Annotated in this window: 18 protein-coding genes; 8 read left to right on the top strand and 10 right to left on the bottom strand. The window is 72.5% G+C overall.

Going from position 1 to position 17,158, the window contains the following annotated elements; genetic code table 11:
* Positions 1–21 precede the first annotated feature (21 nt).
* Complete coding sequence (locus tag OG408_RS34365; protein WP_266785357.1) at positions 22–480, top strand: ATP-binding protein; 459 nt, start codon at positions 22–24, stop codon at positions 478–480.
* A complete protein-coding gene (locus OG408_RS34360) occupies positions 474–920 on the top strand; it encodes a hypothetical protein (RefSeq protein ID WP_266785355.1) in 447 nt (148 codons plus the stop codon). The genes OG408_RS34365 and OG408_RS34360 overlap by 7 nt, the downstream gene beginning before the upstream one ends.
* A 13-nt stretch (positions 921–933) precedes the next feature.
* Here the strand turns inward: OG408_RS34360 and OG408_RS34355 are convergent, their stop codons facing one another.
* The 6 genes from OG408_RS34355 to OG408_RS34330 all read right to left on the bottom strand — a co-directional run bounded on the left by OG408_RS34355 (position 934) and on the right by OG408_RS34330 (position 7,048).
* Positions 934–2,274 (bottom strand): 6-phospho-beta-glucosidase, encoded by a 1,341-nt coding sequence (locus OG408_RS34355; protein ID WP_285564262.1) that lies wholly within the window; start codon positions 2,272–2,274, stop codon positions 934–936.
* A gap of 121 nt (positions 2,275–2,395) precedes the next feature.
* The gene (locus OG408_RS34350; protein WP_326673610.1) at positions 2,396–3,982 is read right to left on the bottom strand and encodes a cytochrome P450; all 1,587 of its coding nucleotides are present in this window, start codon (positions 3,980–3,982) and stop codon (positions 2,396–2,398) included.
* 94 nt (positions 3,983–4,076) lie between these two features.
* On the bottom strand, positions 4,077–4,691 hold the full coding sequence (locus OG408_RS34345; protein WP_136324767.1) for a GTP-binding protein: 615 nt from the start codon (positions 4,689–4,691) through the stop codon (positions 4,077–4,079).
* A complete protein-coding gene (locus tag OG408_RS34340) occupies positions 4,672–5,043 on the bottom strand; it encodes a DUF742 domain-containing protein (RefSeq protein ID WP_266785348.1) in 372 nt (123 codons plus the stop codon). Before OG408_RS34340 ends, OG408_RS34345 begins: the two co-directional genes overlap by 20 nt.
* Positions 5,040–5,447 carry a roadblock/LC7 domain-containing protein gene (locus OG408_RS34335; RefSeq protein WP_024494673.1) on the bottom strand — a complete coding sequence of 136 codons (408 nt, stop codon included), beginning with the start codon at positions 5,445–5,447 and terminating at the stop codon, positions 5,040–5,042. Before OG408_RS34335 ends, OG408_RS34340 begins: the two co-directional genes overlap by 4 nt.
* Positions 5,444–7,048, bottom strand: a complete 1,605-nt coding sequence (locus OG408_RS34330) for a sensor histidine kinase (RefSeq protein ID WP_285564264.1) — start codon at positions 7,046–7,048, stop codon at positions 5,444–5,446. The genes OG408_RS34335 and OG408_RS34330 overlap by 4 nt, the downstream gene beginning before the upstream one ends.
* A 452-nt stretch (positions 7,049–7,500) precedes the next feature.
* Here OG408_RS34330 and OG408_RS34325 point away from each other — a divergent pair, with 452 nt between their 5' ends.
* Positions 7,501–8,280 carry an IclR family transcriptional regulator gene (locus tag OG408_RS34325; RefSeq protein ID WP_266785341.1) on the top strand — a complete coding sequence of 260 codons (780 nt, stop codon included), beginning with the start codon at positions 7,501–7,503 and terminating at the stop codon, positions 8,278–8,280.
* Positions 8,281–8,310: 30 nt separating this feature from the next.
* On the opposite strand, the gene OG408_RS34320 is transcribed toward OG408_RS34325, so the two are convergent.
* A complete protein-coding gene (locus tag OG408_RS34320) occupies positions 8,311–8,817 on the bottom strand; it encodes a MarR family winged helix-turn-helix transcriptional regulator (protein WP_285564266.1) in 507 nt (168 codons plus the stop codon).
* Complete coding sequence (locus OG408_RS34315) at positions 8,814–10,505, bottom strand: FUSC family protein (RefSeq protein WP_442806090.1); 1,692 nt, start codon at positions 10,503–10,505, stop codon at positions 8,814–8,816. The genes OG408_RS34320 and OG408_RS34315 overlap by 4 nt, the downstream gene beginning before the upstream one ends.
* A gap of 150 nt (positions 10,506–10,655) precedes the next feature.
* On the opposite strand from OG408_RS34315, the gene OG408_RS34310 reads away from it, so the two are divergent.
* On the top strand, positions 10,656–11,435 hold the full coding sequence (locus OG408_RS34310) for a VOC family protein (protein ID WP_326673608.1): 780 nt from the start codon (positions 10,656–10,658) through the stop codon (positions 11,433–11,435).
* Between the two features lie 28 nt (positions 11,436–11,463).
* On the top strand, positions 11,464–12,429 hold the full coding sequence (locus OG408_RS34305; protein WP_442806089.1) for a phosphotransferase family protein: 966 nt from the start codon (positions 11,464–11,466) through the stop codon (positions 12,427–12,429).
* Positions 12,430–12,465: 36 nt separating this feature from the next.
* On the opposite strand, the gene OG408_RS34300 is transcribed toward OG408_RS34305, so the two are convergent.
* Entirely contained in the window at positions 12,466–13,047 is a 582-nt protein-coding gene (locus OG408_RS34300) for a helix-turn-helix domain-containing protein (RefSeq protein WP_266785335.1), read from the bottom strand.
* 117 nt (positions 13,048–13,164) lie between these two features.
* Here OG408_RS34300 and OG408_RS34295 point away from each other — a divergent pair, with 117 nt between their 5' ends.
* Complete coding sequence (locus tag OG408_RS34295; protein ID WP_326673607.1) at positions 13,165–14,289, top strand: aryl-sulfate sulfotransferase; 1,125 nt, start codon at positions 13,165–13,167, stop codon at positions 14,287–14,289.
* Between the two features lie 8 nt (positions 14,290–14,297).
* Positions 14,298–15,647 carry a uracil-xanthine permease family protein gene (locus OG408_RS34290; protein WP_326673606.1) on the top strand — a complete coding sequence of 450 codons (1,350 nt, stop codon included), beginning with the start codon at positions 14,298–14,300 and terminating at the stop codon, positions 15,645–15,647.
* Positions 15,648–15,709: 62 nt separating this feature from the next.
* Here OG408_RS34290 and OG408_RS34285 read toward each other — a convergent pair whose 3' ends face one another.
* Entirely contained in the window at positions 15,710–16,603 is an 894-nt protein-coding gene (locus OG408_RS34285; RefSeq protein ID WP_266785329.1) for a phospholipid scramblase-related protein, read from the bottom strand.
* Positions 16,604–16,726: 123 nt separating this feature from the next.
* Between OG408_RS34285 and OG408_RS34280 the strand changes: the two genes are divergently transcribed.
* On the top strand, positions 16,727–17,155 hold the full coding sequence (locus OG408_RS34280) for a hypothetical protein (RefSeq protein WP_326673605.1): 429 nt from the start codon (positions 16,727–16,729) through the stop codon (positions 17,153–17,155).
* Positions 17,156–17,158: the final 3 nt, after the last annotated feature.

The raw sequence follows: 17,158 nt of genomic DNA, 5'->3' as shown, positions 1-17,158 counted from the left end.
CCCCACTGTGAGGATTCGGTCGTGGCACCTGGCAGTGCGCTCATCCCCCGGCTCATGGACCTCAGCCCCGGGACCGAAGCGCTCCGGTACTGCTTCGCGCTGCCCGCGCACCCCGAGTCGGTCGCCGGCGCCCGGCGGCTGACGCGGGCCCGGCTGGACGAGTGGCGGCTGGACGACGACGCCCACGAGGCCGCGGTCCTCATCGTGTCCGAACTGTTCACCAACGCGGTGGTGCACACCGCGAGCGACCGCGTCGTGTGCGAGCTCCGCTGCCTCGATCACCGGCTGCGGATAGCCGTACAGGACCAAGGACACCAGCCCGGCGGGCCGCAGTTGTGCGCCGGTGCCGACGACGAGCACGGACGCGGTCTGCTGCTCGTCGACGCGATGTGCAGCGCCTGGGGGTCCCGCGACGCCGGGAACGGCTCGGGCCGCATCGTCTGGGCAGAACTGCCGCACGGCTCGGAGCACACATGCTGAAGAACGCAATGTCCCATCTGCTCGGAGCCCGGCGCTCCCGCGAGCCCGGCTGTCCCCCGGGCGGCGGCGGACGGGTGCAACTCGCGCTGCCGGCCGCCCTCTCGGCGAGCCTGGGCTGCGACGCGGTGGGGGTGCCCGCGCGGTACGGCTTCCGGCTGATGTCCCATCTGCCGCGGACGGGCTGCGTCTTCGCGGACGCCGACCTCTGGTGGTGGATCGTGCCCTCGGGCTCCGACCTCGATCTGGACTGGCCCGCGCAGGCCGCGTACGTGCGAGGGGCGTACGTCCCCGCGGTGCGGCCCCGGCTGATCCACCAGCCCGACAGCGGCCGCACGCCGTACACCCCGCCCATCCCGCTGTTCCTGATGGTCTGCCAGGTGACCGGGGTGACGCCGTCGTGGGCGGCCGCGGGCGGTCCGCGCGTCGTCTCCGCGCCCTGACCCGCCCCTCGCGCTAGTGGAGGTACGCCAGCTCCGGGTGGGCCTTCGTGTAGCCGTCCACCAGGCGGCGGGCCACCGACACGGAGTCGACCAGCGGGTGCAGGGCGAACGCCCGGACGGCGTCGGCGCGGGAGCCGCTCGCCGCCGCGTCGAGCACCGCGCGCTCGACGGCCTTCACCGCGGTGACCAGGCCGACCGCGTGGTACGGAAGCGGCTCCACGGCGACCGGGCGGGCACCGTTCGCGTCGACCAGGCACGGGACCTCGATCACGGCCTCCGCGTCGAGCACCGAAAGGGTCATGCGGTTGCGGACGTTGAGGATCAGGGACGTCTGCTCGTTGCGGGCGACCGCCCGCATGAGCGCGAGCGCGACCTGCTCGTAGCCGCCGGATTCCAGATCGCTCTCCTCGCGCTCCCCCGCCCCTGCGACCTCCCGGTTCTCCGACATGTACGTGGCCTCGCGCTCGGCGCGGGTGCGGTCCCAGGTGGCGAGCGCGGGCGTGGCGGGGTCCTTCATCCGGCCGTAGAAGCCCTCCTGCTGCTCCCGGAGGAAGGCGCCCCGGGTCTGGTCCGCCTCCTGGTAGGCGCGGACGGCCTCCCGGTTGAAGTAGTAGTAGTGCAGGTACTCGTTGGGGACCGAGCCCAGGGAGCGCAGCCAGTCGGTGCCGAAGAGCCGGCCCTCCTCGAACGAGCCGAGCAGCTCGGGGTCGGCCAGCAGGCGCGGGAGTTCGTCGCGGCCCTCCACGTACAGCCCGCGCACCCAGCCCAGGTGGTTGAGTCCGACGTAGTCGATCCGGGCCCGGCCGGGGTCCGCTCCGAGCACCCGGGCGATGCGCCGGCCGAGGCCGACCGGTGAGTCGCAGATGCCGATGACGCGGTCGCCGAGGTACCGGGACATGGCCTCGGTGACCAGGCCGGCCGGGTTGGTGAAGTTGATGACCCAGGCGTGCGGGGCGAGCCGGGCGATGCGGCGGGCGAGGTCGACGGCCACCGGGACGGTGCGCAGCCCGTAGGCGATGCCGCCCGCGCCGACGGTCTCCTGGCCGAGCACCCCTTCGTCCAGCGCGACCCGTTCGTCGGCCGCCCGGCCGGCGAGGCCGCCGACCCGGATCGCGGAGAAGACGAAGTCGGCGCCGCGCAGTGCCTCGTCGAGTTCGGTGGTCGCGACGACGGTGGGTGCGTCGGGCACCGAATCGGCCTGCTCGGTGAGGACCCGGGCGACGGCGGTGAGCCGGTCGGCGTCCGTGTCGTAGAGGGTGACGGCCGAGACCCGGCCCTCGGCGTGGTCGGCGAGCAGCGCCCCGTAGACGAGTGGAACCCGGAATCCGCCGCCGCCCAGAATTGTCAGCTTCACGCTTCCGCATGGTACGTGGGCAGGCCGGGCGGCGGGGCGAGCGACCGGCCGGTGGAACGGCCCGGTGGCGGGGACCCGCAGGTCCGCCTCCACCGGGCCGTCCGCCGTCGGTCGCGGCAGGTCAGTAGCCGTTCCACCAGCGGGTGACGACCCGCCACAGCCGGGCCGGGGCCGCTGGCCTGCGCTGCTGCGGGATCATCCCGGAGGCGGAGCCCTCGCCCTGCGGGCCGGCCAGCGCATCGACGGATCCGTCGGCGGTGGCGGTGGCGCCGGCCGGGGCCGTGCCCGCACGGGCCGGTTCGGTGGGCGCCGGGGCGGTGGCGCGTACCGGGGTCGGCGCCGTGTGCCGGACCGCGGACTGCACCTCCCAGTCCTGGCGGGCCGGGTTCGGCTTGCCCATGGACGGCGGTTCCCGGTCGTCCTGCGGGGAGCGCGGGGCGAACTCGGCGGGGAGCTGCACCAGATGGCGGCCCATGATGTTGCCGACCCACTGGAGTTCGCTCTCGGCCACGGCGAGTTCGAGATCGGGCAGGCGCATCAGCAGGGCGTCGACGCCGACGTCGGCGATGGCGCGCCCGATGTCCTGGCCGGGGCACTCGTGGGGTCCGCCGCTGAACGCGAGGTGGGCGCGGTTGCCCTCCATGTTGGCGTTGAGGTCGGGCCGGACCACCGGGTCGGTGTTGGCCGGGGCGATCCCGACGATCATCGCGTCGCCCGCCTTGATGCGCTGCCCGCCCAGCTCGGTGTCCCCGACCGCCCAGCGGCCGAAGACCGCGGTGAACGGCGGCTCGTCCCACAGGGTCTGCTCGACCGCCTCGGGGACGGTCATGTGCCCGCCGCTGAGCCGGGCCCGGAAGCGCGGGTCGGTGAGCACCATGCGGAGCACGTTGGCGATCAGGTTGGCGGTCGACTCGTAGGAGGCGATCAGGATCAGCCGCAGGTGTTCGGCGACCTCCTGGTCGTTCATGTCGGCGGGGTGCTCGACGAGCCAGGTGGCGAAGTCGTCCGCGGGCTCGCGGCGGCGCCGTTCGACGAGACGGCTCAGCGCGGCCAGCACATAGGCGTTGCTCTCGACGGCGGTCGCGGTGCCCCGGGTCATGTCGCGGGCGGCCTGCACCATCCGGTCGTTGTACTCCTCGGGCATGCCGAGGATCGCGCACATCACCATCATGGGCAGTCGCTCGGCAAAGTCGGCGACCAGGTCGGTGCGGCCCTCCCGGCAGAAGTCGTTGACGAGCCGGTTGCTGTAGCGGTTGACGTGGCGCCGCACGCCGCGGGTGTCGATCCGGCCCATGGAGTCGGTGACGGCGCCGCGCTGGCGCTCATGGGTGGCGCCGTCGGCGAAGACGCAGATCGGCTGCCAGGTGAAGATCGGGGCCAGCGGGTGGTCGGGGGCGACGCTGCCGTCCTGCAGGGCCCGCCAGCGGCGGGAGTCGCGGGAGAACTGCGAGGGCGTACGGGTCATGTGCAGGTTCTCGCTGTGCCCGAGGACCAGCCAGGCGGGCACGTCCCCGTGCAGCAGCACGGGCGCCACCGCGCCGTGTTCGGCGCGCAGTTTCTCGTACAGGCCGTGCGGGTCCTGTTCGGCCTCGGGGCCGTAGAACCGTCGCAGGCCGCCGGGGCCGATGCCGAGGCCGTGGGCCGGGCACTCGGGGGGCGGAACCGGCCCCGGGGCCTCGCCGGGCTCGTAGTGGAATGGGGTTGTCACGATCGCTCCAGGGATCAGGCTGCCAAGGGCCGGACGAATGGGGGTACGCGTGGGGGCGCGCGGAACGGGTGGCGGGCGACGCGGGCGGGCGACGTCAGCCGAGCGGGACGGCCAGACTGTGCAGATAGCGCATGAGGGTCATCAGCACATCGCGGCTGGAGGCGCGCAGCCGGGCGTCGCAGTCGATCATCGGGACCTCGTCCGGGAGGTCCAGGGCGCTGCGCAGCGCCTCGACGGGGTGTTTCGGCGCATCCGGGAAGGTGTTGACGGCGACGACGAACGGCACGCCGCGCTCCTCCAGCCGTCCGATGACGTCGAAGCTGACTTCGAGCCGGCGGGTGTCGATGAGGACGACCGCGCCGAGTGCGCCTTCGAACAGGCCGTTCCACAGGAACCAGAAGCGTTCCTGGCCCGGGGTGCCGAACAGGTAGAGGATCAGCTCCTCGCTGATGCTGATCCGGCCGAAGTCCATGGCGACGGTGGTGGCGGTCTTGCTCTCCACCCCGAAGTTGTCGTCCACGCCGACGCCGGCCTGCGTCATGGTCTCTTCGGTGGTCAGCGGCCGGATCTCGCTGACCGAGCCGACCATGGTCGTCTTGCCGACCCCGAACCCGCCGACGATCACGACCTTCACCGCGGCGGTGGCCGTGGTGGGAAGGACGTCCTCGCTCCGGGGGCCCGTGATCGTGTCAGAGTTTCTGAAGTCCATGCATCACCGCTTCGAGGAGGGACCTGTCCGGGAGGGTTGCGCGGACGATCGGTGCGCGCGATTCGATCAGTTCGGTCGCGAGGAGTTCGGTGAGGAGCGAGGTCACCACGCTGAAGGGCAGGCTGAGGTAGGCGGAGATCTCGGCGACGGACAACGGTGCCTGGCAGAGCCGCAGGATCACGGCCTGCTCGGGCTGGACCGTCGGTGACGGATCCGACTTCGAGACCACCATCGTGACCAGGTCGAGCGCTGCCCGCTCGCTGCCGTCGGGATCGCCGGTGATGACGTACAGCCGCTCCGGATCGCTCAGTGCCGGGTCGGCCTTGCGGCGTTCTCGCCGGGAAGAACTCATCCGGCCTGCCCGTCATGTCGGGGCGGGCTCGTGAGGTGGGCGCCGATGCGCACGACCATGTCGCGCATCCGTGAGCCGACGAGTCCCGCGTCCACCGTCTCGCCGGCGAGCACCGCGAGATAGGCGCCGGCACCCGCGGCCATCAGGTAGAAGAAGCCGCCGGTGACCTCGATGACGACGAGCCGCATCCTGCCGTCGCTGTACGGGATCTCGGAGGCGACGGCGGCGGCCAGGCTCTGCAGTCCGGCACAGGCCGCCGCGAGCCGGTCGGCGACGTCGGGGTCGCCGCCGTGCCGGGCGATGCGCAGGCCGTCCGCGGAGAGGACCACGATCTGGTGGATGTCGGGGACGTCGTCGGCGAGCTCTTTGAGCATCCAGTCCATGTTGCCCCGTTGCTGGATCACTTCAGGTCTCCCTTGTCCCACGCATCGTCAGAGTCTTCGTCCGCCCTGGGGTCCTTGGGCACGCCGTTGGCGGCCTTGGTGAACGCCTCCAGCCAGATCCCGGGAGGCGGTTCCTTGCCGTTGTCGTGTCCGTTGCCGTGGCCGTTGGTCCGGCCCGCGCCGGTGTCGGTGGACTGCGCGGGGAGGTTGTGCGAACCGAGGGGTGCACGGCCGCGGCTGCGGCGCTGCGGGAGTCCGCCCGCGGTCCACTCGGTGACCACGGGGACGTCGTCCTCCATGGCGACGGCCGGGGTGACGGGGCGGGTTTCGGGCGATACGGGTCCGCTGACCGGACGGGAGGTGACGGTGCGCGGCTTGCGGTGGGTGCTGCGGGCCGGGACGACGTGCTTCATGTCCGCGAGGTCGATGTCGCTGGTGGGCCGCGACGTGGCGCCGATGCCGTGGGCGATACCGGGAGCGGGCCCGGTGGTGATCATGGCGCGGGGCACGATGAGCACGGCGCGGACGCCGCCGTACGCGGACTGCCGCAGCGAGACCTGGAGGTCGTACATCCGCGACAGCCGGCCGACGACCGCCATGCCGAGGCGCGGGGACTCGCCGAGGTCGTTCATGCTGGACCCGGCCTGGGCCCTGGCCAGCATGTTCTCGGCCCGTGCGCGGGCCTCCTCGCTGAGGCTGACGCCGCCGTCCTCGATCTCGATGGCGATGCCGGTCTGCACCTCGACCGCGGTGACGTGCACCCGGGTCTGCGGCGGTGAGTACCGGGTGGCGTTGTCGAGGAGTTCGGCGCAGGCGTGGATGAGGGGTTCGACCGCGGTGCCGATGATGGCGACCTTGGCGATCGAGTGCAGATCGACGCGCGGGTACTCCAGGATGCGCGACATGGCACCGCGCAGCACGCTGAACAGCGGTACGGGCTTGGGCCACTGACGGCTGGGGCGGGCGCCGCCGAGGACCGCGATGGAGTCGGCGAGGCGGCCGATCAGCGCGGTGCCGTGGTCGATGCGGAGGAGGTCGTCGAAGACGTCGGGGTTGCGCCCGTGGTGCTCCTCCATCTCGCGCAGTTCACTGGCCTGGCGGTGGACGATCGCCTGGACGCGGCGGGCGACGTTGACGAAGGCGCGCTGCGCGGAGTCACGCGTCGCCTCCTCGTTGTCGATGATGTCCAGCACCGTGTAGACGAGGGCGCGCTGGGCGTCGGGGAGATGGCGGTAGACCTCGTCGGCGTCCACGACGTCCCGGAGCACCTCGTCGGGCGAATTGCCCACGCGCAGCCGGTGGATGGCGGCCGGCAGCAGCTCCTTGCTGATGCGCACGGTCTCTTCGTCGTGGCTGGCGATGCGCCGTTCCAGCGCGGTGATGCGCTGCTCGTAATTGGCGCGCTGCCGGCGGGCCGCGCGGCCGCGGCGGGCGAGTTGGGCGGAGAGTGCGGCGATCACGACGGTGGCGACGACGCCGCACCAGACGACTGGTATCCGCGCGGCCTCGGCGACCAGTGCCACGGCGGCCGCGGTCGCTCCGGCCGTCACGACGACGGGCAGCAACACGGCGCGGGCAACAGGTGTTTCCCGGTCGGTCGGCGGTGATTCAACACGAACCATCTAAAACCTCTGGCGGTTGATTCGGGGGGAGTATTCAGGAGATACGGCACTTGCAGGGCAGTGAGGAACAAGTGCTCGAATTCATCTCAACTCGACTTCACTGCGCGTGAGCTTAGTCAGATCGAAACAGTGCTTCGGCACATTCACCCAACCCCCTGCGCGAGCACTCGGGCGGTAATACACTCACGAGTTTTTGCACGCACCGCCAACGCTCGTAAGCGGGGAGTGACGACGGGGCCGGATGCGGATGAATCACCCGGCGGCATCCCGCACAGCGGGACGCTGGGTACGGTCGGCACTCAAGTCTCCGCGGAATCAGACCCTTTGCCGCTGTCGCTCGTCCCGCAGGGAAGGACAAGCGCACATGCGATCGAAGCGGATCGAAAGGAGCAGATTCATGACCACCGCAAGGGTGCAGGGCAATCCGGGGCACGAAGGGGAACAGACTTCTCATGGGGCCGGCGCGGGACTACACCATCGAATCGCTCGACACCGGCCTCCGGCTGATGCGGCTGTTCCTCACCCATGACGCGCTGACCGTCTCCGAGGCGGCCGCGCTGCTCGACATCGGCCGCTCCACCGCCCACCGGGTCCTCAGCACCCTGGAGGGGCGCGGTTTCGCGGTCCGGGACGCGTCGGGGCGGGGCTACTGTGCCGGTCCCGAACTGGTGCGGCTGGGCCGCCCCGCCGGCTTCGGCACCGCTGTGCGGGAGCGGGTCGGCGCGGTGCTGGACGACGCCGTACGGCGGACCGGCGAGACCGTGCAGAGCGTGGCGCTGATCGGCGACCGGGTCCTCGTCACGGACGGCCGGGAGTCCGCGCACGCGGTACGGGTGGTGCTGGAGCGGGGCCGCAGCCGGCCCGCGCACGCCACGGCGGGCGGCAAGCTGCTGCTGTCCTGGATGACCACCGAGCAGATCCGTGCGCTGTATCCGCGGGAGCGGCTGGAGGAGGTCACTCCCCGTACGCACGGCTCCCGTTCGGCGCTTCTCGCGGAACTGGCGGAGATCCGTGACCGGGGCTGCGCGTTCGGCCGCGGCGAGTCGGTGCCGGGCGTGTACACGGTCGCCGTGCCGCTGACCGGTTCCACCTGGCGCGACCGGCTGGCGCTGACGGCGTGCGCGCCGGCCGACCGCGGCGACGACACCGCGCTGTCGCGCCGGGCGGGGGAACTCCGGCAGTCGGCCGCGCTGCCGGACCCGGCCGGGCAGCGGCCCGCGGACCGGTCCTGACGGACGGGCGACGGGCCGGCGGCGCGGCGGTCAGTGGCGGGCGCCGCCGATCCGGCCCTCCAGCTGGACCAGCAGTTCGCTGAGCTGGGCGCTGAGCCGCTCGCGGGACTCCGCGTCGAGGCCGGAGAGCACCGCGCGTTCGTACGCCAGCTGGCGGGGCAGCAGTCCGTCGACCAGGGCCCGGCCCTCGTCGGTGAGACGGACGAGTGCGACCCTGCGGTCCCGGGCGTCGCCGCGCCGGCCGATGAGGCCGCGCTCCTGGAGGACCCGCAGCCGCTTGGTGACGGCGGCTCCGGAGGAGAACGTCTCCCTGGCCAGTTCGCCCGGGGTGAGTTCACGGTCGGTCCGGCGCACGGCGCCCAGCAGGTCGAACTCGGGGCGGGTCAGCCCGGCGGCCCGCAGCGGTGCGTCCTCGGCCTGCTGGAGCAGGGCGGAGCAGCGGTTGATCCGGCCGATGAGTTCCATCGGCCCGGTGTCGAGTTCCGGATTGACGGCCTGCCACTGCCGTACCACCGAGGCGACGATGTCGTCGGTCACACCGCTCCGTTCTCCTGGGCCGGGGCGATCGTCCCCCGCCGTGTCGCTGTCGCCGCGAGCGTACGGTGTCCGGCCTGCTCGGCGGCGAGTACCGCCTCCTGGGGCAGGTCGCGCTGCCACCACTCACCGGCGGCGGTGTCGTCCGCCTCGCGCAGTTCGACCAGGGCCCCGGTGAGCCCGCGGCGGGCCGCGTCCAGGGCTGCGGGGGTGACGGCGGGGGCCGCGAGGGTCCGTACGGCGTGGGCGCGGGCCTGTTCGGCGGCGGCGAGGGCCTGTTCGACGCGGCCGCCCGCGCGGCGGTTGGTGACGAGCACCGCGGCGAGGAAGCCGACGGCGGCGCCGATGACGGTGTCCAGGGCCCTGTCCCCGATGAGTTCGCCGGCCGGGTGGCTGCCCGCGTACTCCAGGACGAGCAGGGCCATCGGCGTGACGGCCACGGAGCCGAGCCAGTAGTTGCGGGTGATCAGCGCCTCGGCCGCGAAGCCGAAGAAGAGGCAGAAGCCGATCAGGACCAGCGGGTCCGTCCGGGTGAGCGGGAGCACCGCGGCGAAGACCAGGACACCGATGAGGTTGCCGACGGTGCGCTGGAGCGTGCGGTTCCAGGACAGGGTGACGTTGGCCTGGTAGAGCGAGGCGGCGGTCACGATCGCCCAGTAGGGGCGGCCGACGCCGGCGGCCGAGCAGATGTAACCGGCCAGGGCGCAGCCGATGAGGGTGCGGGCCGCGATCGGCAGCAGCGGGGAGCCGGGGGCGAGCCGGTGGAGCAGGGCGCGCACGGCTCCGCCGCGGGCGGTGCGTTCGGCCTCGACGCCGAAGAGTTCGGCGGCGGTTCCGGGGGCGGGCGGCGGGGTGGGCACGGGGCCGCGGGCGCGGGTCCGCCGGGCCCAGTCGGAGAGCCGCGCCGCGTCGGCGGCACCCTCGGCCGCGGTGCGCGGAGCGTCGGCGAGCGCGGCTTCGGCGTGGACGACGAGGCGTTCCAGCGCCGTGCGGACCGGGGTGGGGCGGCCGGCGGCCATGAGGGTCTGCCAGGCCCCGTGGACGGCGGTGACCGCGGTGTGACGGGTGCGGTGGCCGGGGTCGGCGGCGTAGCCGGCCGCGGCGTTCAACGCGCGGGCGGTCGCGCGGCGCTCGGGCCCCTCCCGGCGGACCAGGGCCGGGGCGACGGTCACGAGCCAGGACACCGCGCCCGCGCCGAGGGTCAGGGCGAGGTGGCCCGGCACCTGGTGGAGCTCCTGCGGGGAGAACAGGGCGGCGGAGCTGACGAAGGTGAAGATCACCGGTCCCGGCGGCCCGATGCGGGTGGCGTCGCAGAGCAGCTTCTGTCCGGCGGCCAGGAGCGCGCCGGCCGCGATCAGCACGGCGGTGGAGCCGGTCAGCGAGGCCGTGAGCAGGGAGACGGCGAGGCCGGCGAGCATGCCGAGCACGACGCCGGCGACGGCCCTGGCGCGGCGGGCGTACGGCAGGTTGTGGCCGTACAGGGCACAGAGCGATCCGGCCATCGTGTACATCACGAGGTCGAGGCGGTCCAGGGAGTAGAGCACCAGGTTGGGGATCGCCGTGGACACGACCACGCTGGTCGCCGGCTTGAACCACATGTCCGAGGGCCGGGCCAGGCGCAGCGGGGCGGCCAGCGGGATTCTGCGGACGGAGGGCTGCCGGGTCCGAACAGTTGTATCGCTCACCCACATACTTTAACAGGTATTACACCTGTAAAAGACTTCGTGTCGTGCCGCTCCCCGATGGCTCTCCCGGGTCCGCGGTCATAGCGTTCAGCTGTGCCAGGAGGCCGCGACAGAACGTGCCCCTCACCCGTCCACCCCCGCATCGAGGAGTCCCGAATGAAGCTCACCGCACCGGTGCCCGGCGGTCCCTGCTGGATCGAGCTGAGCACGTCCGACGTACCGGCGGCCAAGTCCTTCTACACGGCCCTCTTCGGCTGGCGGTGCGAGACCGATCCGCGCGAGGAGGCGGGCGGTTACACCATGGCGCGGCTGGGGGACGCCCGGGTCGCGGCGCTCAGCCCCGTCTACCAGCCCGGACAGCCGCCCGCCTGGACGGTCTCGTTCGCCGCCGAGGACACGGACGCCGTGGCCGAGAAGGCGAAGGCGGCGGGCGGGACCCTGCTGGTCGGTCCGATGGACGTCTTCGAGGAGGGCAGGTTCGCCGTCCTGGCGGACCCGTCCGGTGCGGTGTTCTCGCTGTGGCAGGGGCGCGCCTTCGCCGGTGCCGACCTGTTCAACGAGCCCGGCGCCCTGGGCTGGACCGAGCTCGCCACCCGAGACCGCGATACGGCGCTCACCTTCTACGACGACGTCTTCGGGTGGTCGGTCACGCCGTCGGACACGTACCCGCAGTGGGGTGTCGACGGGGCGGACTTCGGCGGCCTGCTGGCGATGGAGGGGAACATCCCGCCCGAGGTGCCGCCGCACTGGCTGCCGTACATCGCCGTCTCCGACGTCGACGCGACGGCGGCTACCGCCCAGAGCGGCGGCGGTGATCTGCTGATGCCTCCGACGGACATCGCGCACGGCCGCAGGATCGCCGTGGTCCGCGATCCGCAGGGCGCCGCGTTCGGTATCCACCGGGCAGGTGACGAGGGGCAGGACCCGCCTCGATAGCCTTCCGGCACGAGGCGGGGAGGCAGCGGTGGGCGAGCAGGACAGGGACGACCGGGGCACCGAATGGGGCCGCACCCGCACCTGGGTGGAGAACGGGCTGCCCGAGGGCGCCACGATTGTCGGCGCGGAGCGGCTGCGCGGGGGCTGGACCTCGCAGATGCGGCGGCTGAGCGTGACCGGCGGCGGGGCGCCCGGGCAGCTGGTGCTGCGCTCCTTCGTCAAGCCGTTCTTCGTCCGGCACGCGCCCGGCCTGCTCAGGCGCGAGGCCGACGTGCTGGCACTGCTCGGCGGTACGGACGTGCCCGCGGCGGCCCTGCACGCGGTGGACGCGACGGCGGCGCACTGCGACCATCCGTCGCTGCTGATGTCCCTGCTGCCGGGAGGCGTCCGGCTGTCCGACGCGGGCGCGGAACGCCGGGCCGGGCTGCTGGCCGCCCAGCTGGTGCGTATCCACGGCGTCGACGTCACCGCGGAGAACCGGCCCCGCACGTACGAGGCGTGGACCGCCGCCGATCGGGTGCGCGTCCCGGAGACCACCACGAGCCCCGGGCTGTGGCGGCGGGCCGTCGACGTCATCCGCCGCGACGCACCGGCCTACCGGCCCCGCTTCCTCCACCGGGACTTCCATCCGGGCAACGTGCTGTTCGACGGCGAGGGCGAATCCGTGCGCGTCACGGGCGTCGTCGACTGGGTGGAGACCTCCTGGGGGCCGGCGGACCTGGACGTGGCCCACTGCTCCACGGCCCTGGCCCTGCTGCACGGACCCCGATCCGGCATGGCCTTCGCCGACGCCTATCTCGCGGCGGGCGGCGCGCTCGCCCGGGACCCGGGCGACCACCTCTACTGGCGCCTGCTGGACGCGCTCGCCTTCGCCCCCGACGCGGAGAAGGTGGCCGGCCCCTGGCGCGAACTGGGACGGGAGGACCTGACGCCCGGACTGCTGACCGGGCGGCTGGAGGAGTACCTGCGGGAGCTGTTCGTCCGGTACGGCTGAGCCGTCACCGCTGGGCACAGGCGCGCGGGCCGCCCGTCAGCCGGTCTGCTCGTCCGTCACCTGGACGTGGTCCCCGATGCCGACGACGAGGACCCGGGTGCCCGCTTCGATCGGGCGCCAGCGGTGCACCAGGCCGCCCGCGCAGTAGAGCGTGTCGCCCCGCTCCAGACGGTAGAAGCTGCCGTCCGCCTCGACCTCCGCCGAGCCGTCGGCGACGTACAGGATCTCGTCGTTGCGGTGCCGGAACTCGCGGCCCCAGTCGTGGTCCCCGGTGAACTCCAGCGCGTGCAGCCGCTGATGGCCGCGGACCAGCGGACGCATCCGGCCGTCACCGTCGCCCTCCGCACCCGTCTCCCGTACGGAGGCGGAGCTGCCGCGCACCACGTCGACGGGGCGGGGCGCCTCGGCCGTGGACAGCAGCTGGACCGCGGTCGTGTCGAGCGCGTCGGCGATGCGCTGGAGCGATCCCATGCTCGGCCGGGAGCGGCCGTTCTCGATCTGGCTGAGGAAGGGGACGGAGAGCCCGGCCCGTCGCGCGACCTCCGCGAGGGTCAGTTCAAGTGCGCGGCGCCGTCGGCGGATTCCCGGGCCGACCAGCGGTGTGTCCGCCTCGCTCATCTCATCCACTCCGTGTCCCGCGTGCCGCACACCACAGCCGGCGGGGCAGGGAGCAGCCTACCGGGCCGGTTAACCTTTTAAGTCCCACCTAATAAAGTTAACCGGGAGGACCGATCCATGCCCCTCGTGGACCAGAACCAGCGACGGCGCCGCGGCACCGGGCTCATAGCCCTGGACGAGGACGCCAGCTACGGCGGGTACACCCTGTTCGCCCCGCTGACCGGCGGCGGCGAGGTGTACCTCATCGACATGCGCGGTGAGGTGGTCCACCGGTGGGACCTCCCGTACCGCCCCGGCCGGCACGCCCGGATCCTGCCCAACGGCAACCTCGCCTACAGCGGCGTCCTGCCGGACGAGCCGGCGCTCTTCCCGATGTGGCACAAGTACCGCGGCGGGATCATGCAGGAGATCACCCCCGACGGCACGGTGGTGCGCGAGCACCGCGACCGTTTCCAGCACCACGACGCGTACCACTACGGCGACGGCCGGCTGCTCTACGCCGCGCTGGAGCCGCTGACCGGCGAGGCCGCGGCCGCCGTCCGGGGCGGGGTGCCCGGCTCGGAGCCCGGCGGGACGGTCTGGGCGGACACCATCGTCGAGGTGGACGCCGAGGGGAACACGGTCTGGGAGTGGAAGGTCTCCGAGCACCTCGACCGCGAGGCCTTCCCGCTGCACCCCGACTACTCGCGCGAGCACTACCCGCTGATCAACAGCGTGCTGCCGACCAGCGACGGCAACATCCTGGCGAGCTTCCGCTCCGTCTCCGCCGTCGTCGTCATCAGCCGGGAGACCGGCGAGATCATCTGGCGCAGCGAGCCCGGTGCCGTATCGCAGCAGCACTGCCCGACCGAACTGGAGAACGGCAACTTCCTGGTCTTCGACAACGGCGTCTTCCGGCCGCACTGGGACGTGCCGTTCAGCCGGGTCATCGAGATCGAACGGTCGAGTGGCACCATTGTCTGGGAGTACCACGACCCGGCACGCGAGTCGTTCTTCGCCCCGTTCATGGGCAGCGCCCAGCGCCTGCCGAACGGGAACACGCTCGTGACGGACTCCCCGGCGGGACGCCTCTTCGAGGTGACCGCCGAGGGCTATCTCTGCTGGGAGTACGTCGTGCCGTTCTTCGGCGGCTACCAGGAAGAAGAAGTGCGCAAGCTGTTCCCGTCCGAGCCCAACGCCGTGTTCCGCTCCTACCGCTACTCGGACCGGGAGCTCCCCTGGCTCGACGTCCCGAAGGGCTGAGCCGGACCATGGCCTCCCCCGTCCCCGACACGACCGTCCCCGGCACGGCCGCCCCCGCCTCGTCGGCCCCGTCCGTCGCACCGGTCGACGAGCGGCTTCCGCTCCCCCGGCTGGTCCCGCTCGCGTTCCAGCACCTGCTGGCCGGGGTGGCGGCCCCCGTCTCCTCGGTCATCCTGATCGGCACCACGCTGTCGCTGTCGGCGTCGCAGACGGCGTCGCTGCTGAGCGCCACCCTCGTGCTCTGCGGCATCGGCGCGCTGCTCCAGTCGCTGGGAGTGAAGGCGCTGCGCATCGGCGCCCGGCTGCCGTTCCTGATGCTGCCGGGCGGCGCCGCGGTGGCGATCTTCCTCCAGGTCGCCAAGGAGCACGGGCCGGCCACCGCCTCCGGTTCGGTGCTCATCGCGGCGGTCTTCCTGATCGCCGTACTGCCCCTGTACGGGCGGCTGGTGCGGTTCTTCCCGCCGCTGGTCATGGGCACCACGGTGGTCCTGATCGGGATCAACATGATCAAGATCACCGCGCCGATGATCGCCTCGGGACCGGGGCTCGGCTTCGCCACACTCGGCATCACCGCCCTGTTCTTCCTGTTCATGCGCGGTGTCTGGCGGCAGATGTCGGTGCTCTTCGGCCTCGCGGGCGGCACGTTCGTGGCGGCGGTGAGCGGTACGGCGTTCCACATGGCGCACGGCAGCACCTTCGCGCTGCCCGACCCGTTCCCGTACGGCACACCGCACTTCGATCTGCTGGCCGCCGTGCCGCTGCTGGTCTTCGCGCTCGCCTCGCTGGCGGAGGCGACCGGCCAGACCGTGCTCAACAGCGAGGCGGTGGGACGTACTCCGGACGCGGCCCGTGACGTGCCGCGGATCTCCCGCGCGGACGCCGTGACCTCGCTGGGCGCGGGCGTCTTCGGTACGTCGCTGATGGTGACCAGCGCCGAGAACATCGGCATCGTCCAGCTCACCCGGGTGCGGAGCCGGTTCGTCACGGCGGGCGCGGGCGTGCTGCTGATCCTGTGCGGCCTGATCACGCCGCTCACCCGGCTGCTCGCCGCCATCCCGGAGCCGGTGGTCGGGGCCGCGGGGCTGATCATCTACGCGGTGATCGCCACGATGGGGTTCGGCATGCTCAGCCGCGAGAACCTCAGCCACGGCACGAACGGCATCGTGGTCGCCCTGGCCCTGTGCGTCGGCCTGCTGCCGGTCTTCGCGCCCGAGATGTACGCGGGGCTTCCGGTGTGGGCGCGGACCGTCTTCGGCAGCGGTGTGGCCGCCGGGGCACTGGCCGCGGTGATCCTCGCGGCGGTGTTCTCCCGGCTGGGTCCGCCCGACACCGGGCCGCCCGGCCGCACACCGGAGTGAACACATGAGGACGCCCGCACCCTTCGGGGGGTGCGGGCGTCCTCGCATACGCGGGTGCCGGCTCAGCCGAGGCCGCGGGCGTCCTGCTTGAGGGCCGTGTCCACGGTCAGCGCCGTCGCCACCACGAGGCTCAGCAGCGGCTCGGGCAGCTGGTAGTGGATCTGCAGCACGTAGTTGTCCGCCGTGGTGAAGAGCGTCTTCGCGAGGCCTTCCCAGGTCTTGGTGATCCGGGCTATCTCGGCGTCGTTGTGGTCGACGATCGCGAAGTTCCAGGCGCGCCAGTTCTCGGCCTTGATCGCGCCGATCTGCTGACCGTCGACCATGATCGCGAAGTTGATCTTGCCGATGGCGTTCTGCTGGACGATCTCGCCGACCGGCTGTCCGTCCGCGCGCTGCACGATGACCTTGGACTTGATGAACTTCGCCGGCCGGGTCAGCAGCAGCTGCGGCTGGCCGTAGGCGTCGCGGATCTCGAGCCGGTGGGTCAGGTACTGGTCGATGCTGGTCAGGAAGCGCAGCACCTTGCGGAGCGCGCTCTGGCCCACCTGCACGACCGAACCGATGGTGTTGCCGTTCTGATCGAAGACGCTGTACTCGTTCGTCACCTCGATCAGCTTGGCCTTCTGGTTCACGACCAGGACCTGCTGGTTGAAGAGCGAGGCGCCGCCCGGGACGCCGCCCTGCTGCTGCGGCATGCCCTGCTGCGGCACCGCGGCGGGCTGCTGCTGGGCAGGCGCCTGCTGCTGGTACTGCTGCTGGGCCGCCTGCGGCTGGTGCTGCTGCTGCGGAACCTGGGCCGGCTGGGCCGGGGCCTGCGCGGGAGCCTGCGCCTGCTGCTGTCCGCCCGCCGGGTTGGTGTGCTCGGTCCACTGGGAACCGTCCCAGTAGCGCAGCAGCTGGGGGGCGCCGTGCGGATCCGGATACCAGCCCGCAGATACGTTCGAGTGCGTTGTCACCGGGGCACACTATCCCGGCGCGCCCGCGGCGGAACCCTTTCCCCCGGGATCCACAGCTTCACCGGCCGGCGTTCCTGCCGGTCCGGCACTCATTGAAAGTTCACAGACCAGTACGATGCCGGGGTGAACTGGCTGAGCGAGCACCCGGACCGGCGGCGGAGCATCCGCGTGCCGGTGGTGCTCGGCTGGGTGTTCGTCCTCGTCGCCATGGTGGTGTGCTGCCCGCTGACGTCCGGCCGGCCGGCCTCCGCGCACCACGCGGCGGCCTCCGCCGCGACGGCTCCCCGGATCACCCCCGCCGCCCCGGCGTCCGCGGTACGGGCCGTGGTGGCCGTCGCCCCCGACGACCGCGGGTCGGGGAGTTCCTGCCACGGCGCCTCGGAGCACTCGGCCCCGGTCCTGCTGCCCGGACAGCCCGCCCCCGCCTCGCCGCCCTCGGCCGCCGCGACGCTGCCCGCGGCCCCGCTCACCGGCGGAGCCGTCATCCGCGGCCCGTCCAACGACACCGTGGCCGACGTCGACCATCTCCTCCTCCAGGTTCAACGGATCTAGCAG

Source organism: Streptomyces sp. NBC_01257 (assembly GCF_035917255.1).
Taxonomy (GTDB): Bacteria; Actinomycetota; Actinomycetes; order Streptomycetales; family Streptomycetaceae; genus Streptomyces.
Note: the sequence above shows the minus strand (reverse complement) of the source record. Positions and strands in the feature narration are given on the sequence as shown.

What these genes read in the sequence shown, in the direction of transcription:
- OG408_RS34360 (WP_266785355.1), top strand. Translation starts at nt 474, where the DNA reads ATGCTGAAGAACGCAATGTCCCATCTGCTCGGAGCCCGGCGCTCCCGC.
- OG408_RS34345 (WP_136324767.1), bottom strand. Translation starts at nt 4,691, where the DNA reads ATGGACTTCAGAAACTCTGACACGATCACGGGCCCCCGGAGCGAGGAC.
- OG408_RS34340 (WP_266785348.1), bottom strand. Translation starts at nt 5,043, where the DNA reads ATGAGTTCTTCCCGGCGAGAACGCCGCAAGGCCGACCCGGCACTGAGC.
- OG408_RS34330 (WP_285564264.1), bottom strand. Translation starts at nt 7,048, where the DNA reads ATGGTTCGTGTTGAATCACCGCCGACCGACCGGGAAACACCTGTTGCC.
- OG408_RS34325 (WP_266785341.1), top strand. Translation starts at nt 7,501, where the DNA reads ATGGGGCCGGCGCGGGACTACACCATCGAATCGCTCGACACCGGCCTC.
- OG408_RS34315 (WP_442806090.1), bottom strand. Translation starts at nt 10,505, where the DNA reads ATGTGGGTGAGCGATACAACTGTTCGGACCCGGCAGCCCTCCGTCCGC.
- OG408_RS34310 (WP_326673608.1), top strand. Translation starts at nt 10,656, where the DNA reads ATGAAGCTCACCGCACCGGTGCCCGGCGGTCCCTGCTGGATCGAGCTG.
- OG408_RS34300 (WP_266785335.1), bottom strand. Translation starts at nt 13,047, where the DNA reads ATGAGCGAGGCGGACACACCGCTGGTCGGCCCGGGAATCCGCCGACGG.
- OG408_RS34295 (WP_326673607.1), top strand. Translation starts at nt 13,165, where the DNA reads ATGCCCCTCGTGGACCAGAACCAGCGACGGCGCCGCGGCACCGGGCTC.
- OG408_RS34290 (WP_326673606.1), top strand. Translation starts at nt 14,298, where the DNA reads ATGGCCTCCCCCGTCCCCGACACGACCGTCCCCGGCACGGCCGCCCCC.